This is a genomic window from Aquabacterium sp. (assembly GCF_036279655.1).
In the GTDB taxonomy this organism is placed as follows: domain Bacteria; phylum Pseudomonadota; class Gammaproteobacteria; order Burkholderiales; family Burkholderiaceae_C; genus Aquabacterium.
This window is the reverse complement of record NZ_DASUIT010000075.1, coordinates 59675-67562: the sequence shown is the minus strand read 5'-3', so window position 1 is coordinate 67562 and position 7888 is coordinate 59675. Positions and strand designations below refer to the sequence as shown.

Annotated in this window: 5 protein-coding genes; 3 read left to right on the top strand and 2 right to left on the bottom strand. The window is 62.7% G+C overall.

What is annotated here, in order from left to right; genetic code table 11:
- Window positions 1-3670, top strand: a 3670-nt coding sequence (locus tag VFW84_RS09300; RefSeq protein WP_329680172.1) for a beta strand repeat-containing protein, incomplete at its 5' end; no start/stop codon positions are given.
- 97 nt (window positions 3671-3767) lie between these two features.
- Here the strand turns inward: VFW84_RS09300 and VFW84_RS09295 are convergent.
- Window positions 3768-4448 (bottom strand): c-type cytochrome, encoded by a 681-nt coding sequence (locus VFW84_RS09295; protein WP_414638944.1) that lies wholly within the window; start codon window positions 4446-4448, stop codon window positions 3768-3770.
- A 102-nt stretch (window positions 4449-4550) separates the two neighbouring features.
- Here VFW84_RS09295 and VFW84_RS09290 point away from each other — a divergent pair, with 102 nt between their 5' ends.
- On the top strand, window positions 4551-5393 hold the full coding sequence (locus VFW84_RS09290; RefSeq protein ID WP_329680171.1) for a MoxR family ATPase: 843 nt from the start codon (window positions 4551-4553) through the stop codon (window positions 5391-5393).
- Here VFW84_RS09290 and VFW84_RS09285 read toward each other — a convergent pair whose 3' ends face one another.
- Window positions 5394-6581 carry a GGDEF domain-containing protein gene (locus VFW84_RS09285; RefSeq protein WP_329680170.1) on the bottom strand — a complete coding sequence of 396 codons (1188 nt, stop codon included), beginning with the start codon at window positions 6579-6581 and terminating at the stop codon, window positions 5394-5396. It abuts the gene before it with no gap.
- Window positions 6582-6712: 131 nt separating this feature from the next.
- On the opposite strand from VFW84_RS09285, the gene VFW84_RS09280 reads away from it, so the two are divergent.
- Window positions 6713-7885, top strand: coding sequence for a VWA domain-containing protein (locus VFW84_RS09280; RefSeq protein WP_329680169.1), 1173 nt, complete (start codon window positions 6713-6715; stop codon window positions 7883-7885).
- Window positions 7886-7888: the final 3 nt, after the last annotated feature.

The following is a 7888-nucleotide window of genomic DNA, read 5'->3' as shown; positions in this document are numbered from 1 at the left end:
GACCGACACCACGGTCACGCTCAAGCTCGAAGGCGTGAGCGCGACCTTGGGTTCGGACACCGGCACGGTGCTGGTGTCGACCAACGGTGGCACGAGCTTCAGCCCGGCCACGGTCAACCCGGACGGCACCATCACGGTGACAGTGCCCGCCAACTCGGCAGTGGACGCCCTGCGCGTGCAGGTGCCCACGGTGACCGATGCGCTGAGCGAAGGCGCCGAGACGGTGCGCCTGAGCGGCAGCACGGCCGTGAATTCCGCACCTCTGAGCGGCACAGGCACGATCAACGATGGCAACGGCCTGCCCACACTGAGCGTCAACGACGTCGAGGTGAACGAAGCAGCCGGCGTGGCGATCTTCACGGTGACGCTGAGCAACGCCAGCAGCACGCCAGTGACGGTGAACTACGCGACGCAGGACGGCACGGCCACGGTGGCCGGTGGCGACTATGCGGCCACGAGCGGCACCTTGACCTTCGCGCCGGGTGAGACCAGCAAGACGGTGACGGTGACGATCAACAACGACGGCACCTTCGAAGGCATCGAGGGCTACCAGCTGCAGCTCAGTGGCGTGAGCGCCAATGCGCAGATCACGGACGGCATCGGCCAGGGTGGCATCAATGACCAGGGCGGCCCCACCACGCCGCCCCCGGGCCCGAACGTGCCTCCAGGCACGCCGGACGACGACCGCCCACGTGTGACGGCTGTCAGTAGCGCGGATGTGGTGGAGGGGGCGACTCTGGACTTCAGTGTCTCCTTGAGCAACGCCAGCACATCGGAGACCACCGTGTCCCTGAAGCTGACGGGTGTGACGGCGACGCTGGGCAGCGACACGGGCACCCCTGTGCAGGTGTCGTTCGGTGGCGGTTCGTTCCAGACAGTGACAGTGGCCGCAGATGGCAGCATTTCGCTCCAGGTTCCTGCCGGTCAGACGTCCTTCGTCCTGCGCGTTCCCACTGTCAATGACGTGGTCACCGAGTCGACCGAGACCTTGACGCTGCAGGCTTCGACAGCCGCCAATGTGTCGATCGTCTCTGCCACGGGCACCATCCGCGACAACGATGCCGCACCAGTCATCGACCTGGATGGCAACAATTCCAGCGGCCAGACGGGCAACGACTATCAGACGAGCTACTCGGAAAACGGTACGCCGGTGTCGATCAGCGATGCCGACATCACCATCAGCGATGTCGACAGCACGACCCTGGCTGGCGCAGTGGTTCGCTTGACCAATCCGCAAGCGGGCGATGTACTGGCGCTGTCATCGGCTCTGCCGGCCGGTATCACCGCCACGGTGGTTGGCGGCGTCGTCACGCTCTCGGGTGTGGCATCGCTGGCTGCTTATCAGCAGGCGATCAATGCGGTGACCTTCAGCAGTACGTCCGAGAATCCGTCGACGGTCAACCGCCGCGTGGAGGTCACCGTCACGGACGGCGACACCATCAGCCAGGTTGCCGTGACCACGGTCACCGTGGCAGCGCTCAATGATGCGCCGGTGATCACCCAGGCGCAGCCCTCGGCGGTCTCTGAAGAGGGCCTGGCGGGTGGCTTGGTGGATGCAAACGGCACGCCTGCCGACACCACCAACAGCACGACGGTCTCGGGCACCATGACCTTCACGGACGCTGAGGGCAGTGCCTCGTCCAACTGGACGCTGGAGGCTCCTGCAGCTGCGCTCACCTCGGGTGGCGTGCCGGTGACCTGGTCGGGCAATGGCACACAGACGCTGACCGCCACGGCGGGCGGTGTCACCGTGGGGACTTTGACGATCAGCAACACGGGCAGCTACACCTTCACCCTCAATGCGCCGCTGGACCACCCGGTGGCCAATGCCGAGGATGTCCTGCCGCTGAACTTCACGGTTCGCGCCAGCGATGGCCAGACCTCTGGCAGTGCCACGCTCACCATCAGCGTGGAGGACGATGCACCGACGGCAGCCAGCGCACAGGCACAGGCCACTTCGGTCATCGACTCCAATGTCATGATCGTGCTGGACGTGTCGTCGTCCATGACGTTCTACAAGGACGGTGTCGGTGGGGCTACTCGTTTCGATAGCGCCGTGGCCTCGGTCAGAACCTTGTTGGATAAGTACGATGCCCTGGGTGATACCCGCGTGCGTCTGGTGACCTTTGGCACCGATTCGCAGGCGCTTGGAGATGTCTGGGTCACTGTGGATCAGGCCAAGACGCTTCTGAACAACCTGACGCCTCCTCCGGAAAATGGCATCGGTACCAATTACGATGCTGCTCTGGCGACGGCTATGTCGGCTTATAGCTCTGCCGGCAAGTTGTCAGGGGGCCTGAATGTGTCCTACTTCATCTCGGATGGTGCGCCATCCTATGGCAGCGGTTCGACATCGGGTACCCCCAACGAGGCCACGCTGACCTTGACGGGTGCGCTCAATGGCGACGGCAACCCCGCAGGCACCATCGTGGATGAAGGTATCCAGGCGGTTGAGCAAAGCATCTGGCAGAACTTCCTGGAGGCCAACCGTGTCGACAGCTACGCTCTGGGGGTCGGTGACGCACAGGTGGCGCCCCTGAACCCAATCGCCTACAACGGGGTGACCGAAGTCGACCGCAATGGCACGGTGGTGACTCAGTTCTCGCAACTCGACGCCGTGCTGGGCGCCACGGTGCCCGCGCCGGTCAGCGGTAACCTGCTGCAAGGCAGCTTGCTGCCCAATGGCGGGGCAGGGGCCGATGGTCCGGCCTTCATCCGTGCCATCGTCGTCAACGGTGTGACTTACACCTATGACCCCAGTGCCGCGACGGATCAGATCACGGTGAGCGGAGGAGTGGGAAGCTGGTCGTTTGACACTGCGACGGACACCTTGACCGTGACCACCCGGCAGCCGGATGGCTCTGTCGGAGGCAAGTTCTTCATCGACATGGATGGCGGAGACTACCGCTATGAGGTGCCTGCCACCTTGTCGGGCAGCTCCTTGAGCGAGGTGATGGGCTTTGTGGTCAGCGACCGCGATGGCGACACCACCGGTGAGAGCCTGACGGTGACGGTGACGAAGGCGACCTACAACGACGGCACGATCGCCACGGTGAATGTCCTGACGGGTGGCACGACGGGTGACAACCTCACCGGCGGCACGGGCCGAGACGAGATCTATGGCAATGCCGGCAACGACAATTTGTCGGGTGGCAATGGCGACGATCTCATCCTGGGTGGCTTTGGCAACGACACGCTGTCTGGTGGCGCAGGCAATGACACCCTGGTTGGCGGCTTCGGTAACGACTCGATGTCCGGTGGCGCTGGTTCGGATGTCTTCCAGTGGTCGCTGGCGGATCCCAATGCGAATGCCCTCTCGCGTGCAACGGACACCATCTCGGACTTCAACACCGCACCCGCGGCGTCCGGTGGTGATGTCCTGGATCTGCGCGACCTGCTGAGCGGCGAAAACTCGACGGGTGGCTCGGGCAATTTGCAGAACTTCCTGGATTTCAGTGTCACGACCTCGGGCGGTGTGTCCACCACGACCATTCGCATCAGTCCGACAGGTGGTTTCGCGGGCGGCGCTTACGACGCAGTTGACGACACCCACCGCATCGTGCTGCAAGGTGTTGACATCCGTGCCGGTCTGGGCCTGGTCAGCGGAGCCACCGACAACCAGATCATCGCCAAGCTGATCCAGGACGGCAAGCTGCTGGTCGACAACTGATGAGGTGATCCGGCCCGCTTCATGCGGGTCGGTCCACCCAAGACAAAGCCCGCCGAAAGGCGGGCTTTGTTGCTTTTAAAAGGCTGAAAGCGCTTGTTTACTTGAATTTGGCCTGAGGCACCGTTTTCAAGTCCCCGCCCAGACCACCGATGTGGTTGGCCAGCAGCTTGAGTTCGGCCAGCGTGAACTGCTTGACCTGACCGGCCATGATGGCGTTGCTGCGACCGATCTTGGCGTTCTTGTCGGTCTGGTAGGACTTCAGGGCCACGTAGAGGTAGTCGGCGTGCTGCCCGGCGAGCTTGGGGTAGCTCGCATCTCTGGGTTGATTCAGGCCATCACCATGGCAGGAGGCGCAGGCCCCCTTGTTCAGCAGCGCTGTCACTTCGGGTGTGGCGGCACCACCCTTGGCAGGTGTGGCTGGCAGGTTCTTGCCGCTGGCCTCGTAGTAGGCCGCCAGATCGGCGATGTCCTGCTCTGACAGGGATGCCGCGATGCCCTTCATGGTGGGGTGCTTGCGGTCACCCTTCTGGTAGGCCAGCAAGGCGGCTGCGATGTACTTGGCGTTCTGCCCCGAGATCATGGGCACCTTGTGCACCTCGGGGAAGCTGGCCTGGTAGCCGGGGATGCCGTGGCAGCCAATGCACATGGCCACCTTTTTCTGCGCGGCCGCGGGGTCGCCGGGCTTGGCGGTCTGGGCCCAGGCGCTGGCGCCGGTCAGCATTGCCAGGGGAGTCAGGGTGGCCACTCCCCAGAAGGCCAGACGCGAACGTGTTTTCATGACAGAAGCAGGCGAGAATCGCAAACGGAGAAACACACAATCAAGCACCATATAGGGCGCACCCTATACTGCACCTTAGTATCTACCCCATTGAGCCGGATCATGAAATTCCAAGGTACCGATCAGTACGTTGCCACCGACGACCTGAAACTGGCCGTGAACGCGGCTTTGGCCCTCCAGCGCCCTCTGCTGATCAAGGGGGAACCGGGCACTGGCAAGACCATGCTGGCCGAGCAGGTCTCCCTGGCGCTGGGCATGCCCTTGTTGCAATGGCACATCAAATCGACCACGAAAGCCCAACAAGGGTTGTATGAATACGACGCTGTCAGCCGTTTGCGTGACAGCCAGTTGGGCGATGAGCGCGTCAAGGACATCCACAACTACATCGTCAAGGGCGTGCTCTGGCAGGCTTTCGAGGCCGAACAGCCTCAGGCCCTGCTGATCGACGAAATCGACAAGGCAGACATCGAATTCCCCAACGATCTGCTGCGCGAGATCGACCGCATGGAGTTCTACGTGTACGAGACGCGCCAGCTGGTTCAGGCCAAGCACCGCCCGCTCGTCATCATCACGTCGAACAACGAGAAGGATCTGCCGGACGCCTTCCTGCGCCGCTGCTTCTTCCACTACATCCGCTTCCCGGATGCGACGACGATGCAGCAGATCGTCGAGGTGCACTTCCCCGGCATCAAGAAGGAACTGCTGGCTGCGGCCATGCGCCAGTTCTACGAGGTGCGCAACCTGCCAGGTCTCAAGAAGAAGCCCAGCACGTCCGAGTTGATCGACTGGCTCAAGCTGCTGGTGGCCGAGGACATCCCGCTGGAAGTGCTGCAGAGCAAGGACGAGAAGGTCTCGGTACCGCCTCTGGTGGGCGCCTTGCTCAAGAACGAGCAGGATCTCTCATTGTTCGAGAAGCTGGTCTACATGGCGCGGCACAACCGCTGATCAGCGCACGACATGGAGGCGGGCGGCCACCACGCGGTTGCGGCCCTCATCCTTGGCCCTGTAGAGGGCCTGGTCTGCGCGCTGCAACAGGGTCTCCAGGGTTTCTTCAGGGTTGTCGGCCGTGGCCACACCCGTGCTGATGGTGACGGCGATGACCTCGTCGTTCCAGGGGATGCTGATGAGGTTGATGGCCTCGCGCAGGCGCTCGGCGGCTTGCAGGGCGCCTTCGTGCAGGGTGTGGGGCAGCAGCACGCAGAACTCCTCACCCCCGAAGCGGGCCACACGGTCCACTTCACGGGCATGGGCCTGCAGAGTCTGGGCCACGGCACACAGCACGGCGTCACCCGCGGCATGGCCCAGGCGGTCATTGATGCGCTTGAAGTGGTCAATGTCCAGGATCAGCAAAGAGAAGTGTTCGCCAAAGCGCTGCAGCCGTTGCGATTCGCGGCTGAGCAGGTACTCGATGGCGCGCCGATTGAGCAATCCGGTGAGTGAGTCGTGATGTGACAGGTGTTGCAGTTTGCGCACCAGGCGGTTCACCACCATATAGCCGGCCAGGAATGAGGCCATGATGGACATGATCAGGTGCACGAAAATGAAGCTGAACATGCCTACATCCGGCGGCAGGGCGTTCCACAGATTGCCCAGGGTCGGTGTGCCCAGCGCCAGCGCCGTGATCATGAACAGCATGCCGGCCGTGCCCAGCAGGCCGGAGTGGACGCGGGCCAGGCCGTTGCCGAACTCGTCGGCCAGCGGTGCATGGTTCTCGTATGCGGTGCGCCAAAGCAGCAGGCCCACGGCGATCGAGCTGACCGTTTCTCCCAGGGCCATCCAGCCCAGTGGCAGGCACACACCGAGGTTGAAGATGATCACCCCCAAGCCCATGGCGGCATGGGACAGATCGGTGTGCTGCAGCCGCAGGAAGGCCTGCAGGCCGCGTCGCATGGAAATCAGGCCGTGCATGACCAGCACATTGGCCACCAGCACGTGTGCGGACATGCCCAGCATCTGGTGCATGGGCAGCAGCGACAGAGCCACGCCATTGGCGATGGATGCGATCATCCAGTGCCAGGCTGCCCGCGTGGACAGCCCCAGCCAGGTGCCGGCCGCCCACCATGTCAAGGTGGCCAGACCATGGACCAGCAACACGGAAGCCAGAAAGATGGCATTGACGTCCATGATGTTCATTCCCCTCCGCCATGCGCTTGCGTCAGGTGTGCCCGGGCCTGGGCATCGACCCATAAGCCCATGTGAGGCGCCTTGCCCGTGCGACAAGGCCCACAACACGACACAATAGACGTCAGTTTGCAGGACTGCATATGCTCATCGACTTTTTCTTCGCTTTGCGCTCCGCGCGGTTGCCGGTCACCATTCCGGAATATCTCAACTTGCTTGAGGCGATCAAGTCCGGACTGATCGGTCCGTCCATAGACGAGTTCTACCACCTTGCTCGGATGACGCTCGTGAAGAACGAGGCGCACTTCGATAAATTTGACCGCGCGTTCGGCACCTATTTCGGGGGAAAAATCGCCCAGATCGACCTGACCAAGGAGATACCCTTGGAGTGGTTGCGCAAGCAACTGGAGCGCGAACTGAGCGCTGCAGAGCGTGCCGCGATCGAAAAAATGGGCTGGGACAAGCTCATGGATCGACTCAAGGAACTGCTCGAAGAGCAGAAGGAGCGCCACGAGGGCGGCAACAAGTGGATCGGCACGGGCGGTACATCGCCCTTCGGGGCCTATGGCGACAACCCCGAGGGTATCCGCATCGGGCAGGACAAGAGCCGCAAGCGCAGTGCGGTCAAGGTCTGGGACAAGCGCGAGTTCAAGGATTACGACGACTCCATCGAGCTGGGCACCCGCAACATCAAGGTGGCGCTGCGGCGGCTGCGCAAGTTCGCCCGCCAGGGCGCGGCCGAAGAGCTGGCGCTGGACGACACCATCCACGCCACGGCGGCCGCAGGCGGCATGCTGGACATCAAGATGGTGCCCGAGCGGCACAACACGGTGAAGGTGCTGCTGCTCATGGATGTGGGCGGCACCATGGACGATCACATCCACCGGGTGGAGGAGCTGTTCTCTGCGGCCAAGACCGAGTTCAAGCACCTGGAGTTCTATTACTTCCACAACTGTGTCTATGACTTCATGTGGAAGAACAACCACCGCCGCTACTCCGAGAAGGTCCCGACCTGGGACATCATCCGCAAGTACAACAAGGACTACAAGCTGATCTTCGTGGGCGATGCCACCATGAGCCCCTACGAGATCCTGCAGCCGGGGGGCAGCGTCGAGTACAACAACGAGGAACCGGGCGCCGAATGGGTTCAGCGGCTCACGCACGCCTTTCCGCACCATGTGTGGCTCAACCCTGAGCCCACCGGGGTGTGGTCCTATCGCCAGAGCGTCGCGATCATGCAGCAGCTCATGGGCAACCGCATGTTTCCCATGAGCTTGCAGGGGCTTGAGTCGGCGATGCGTCTCCTGAGCAAATAAGCC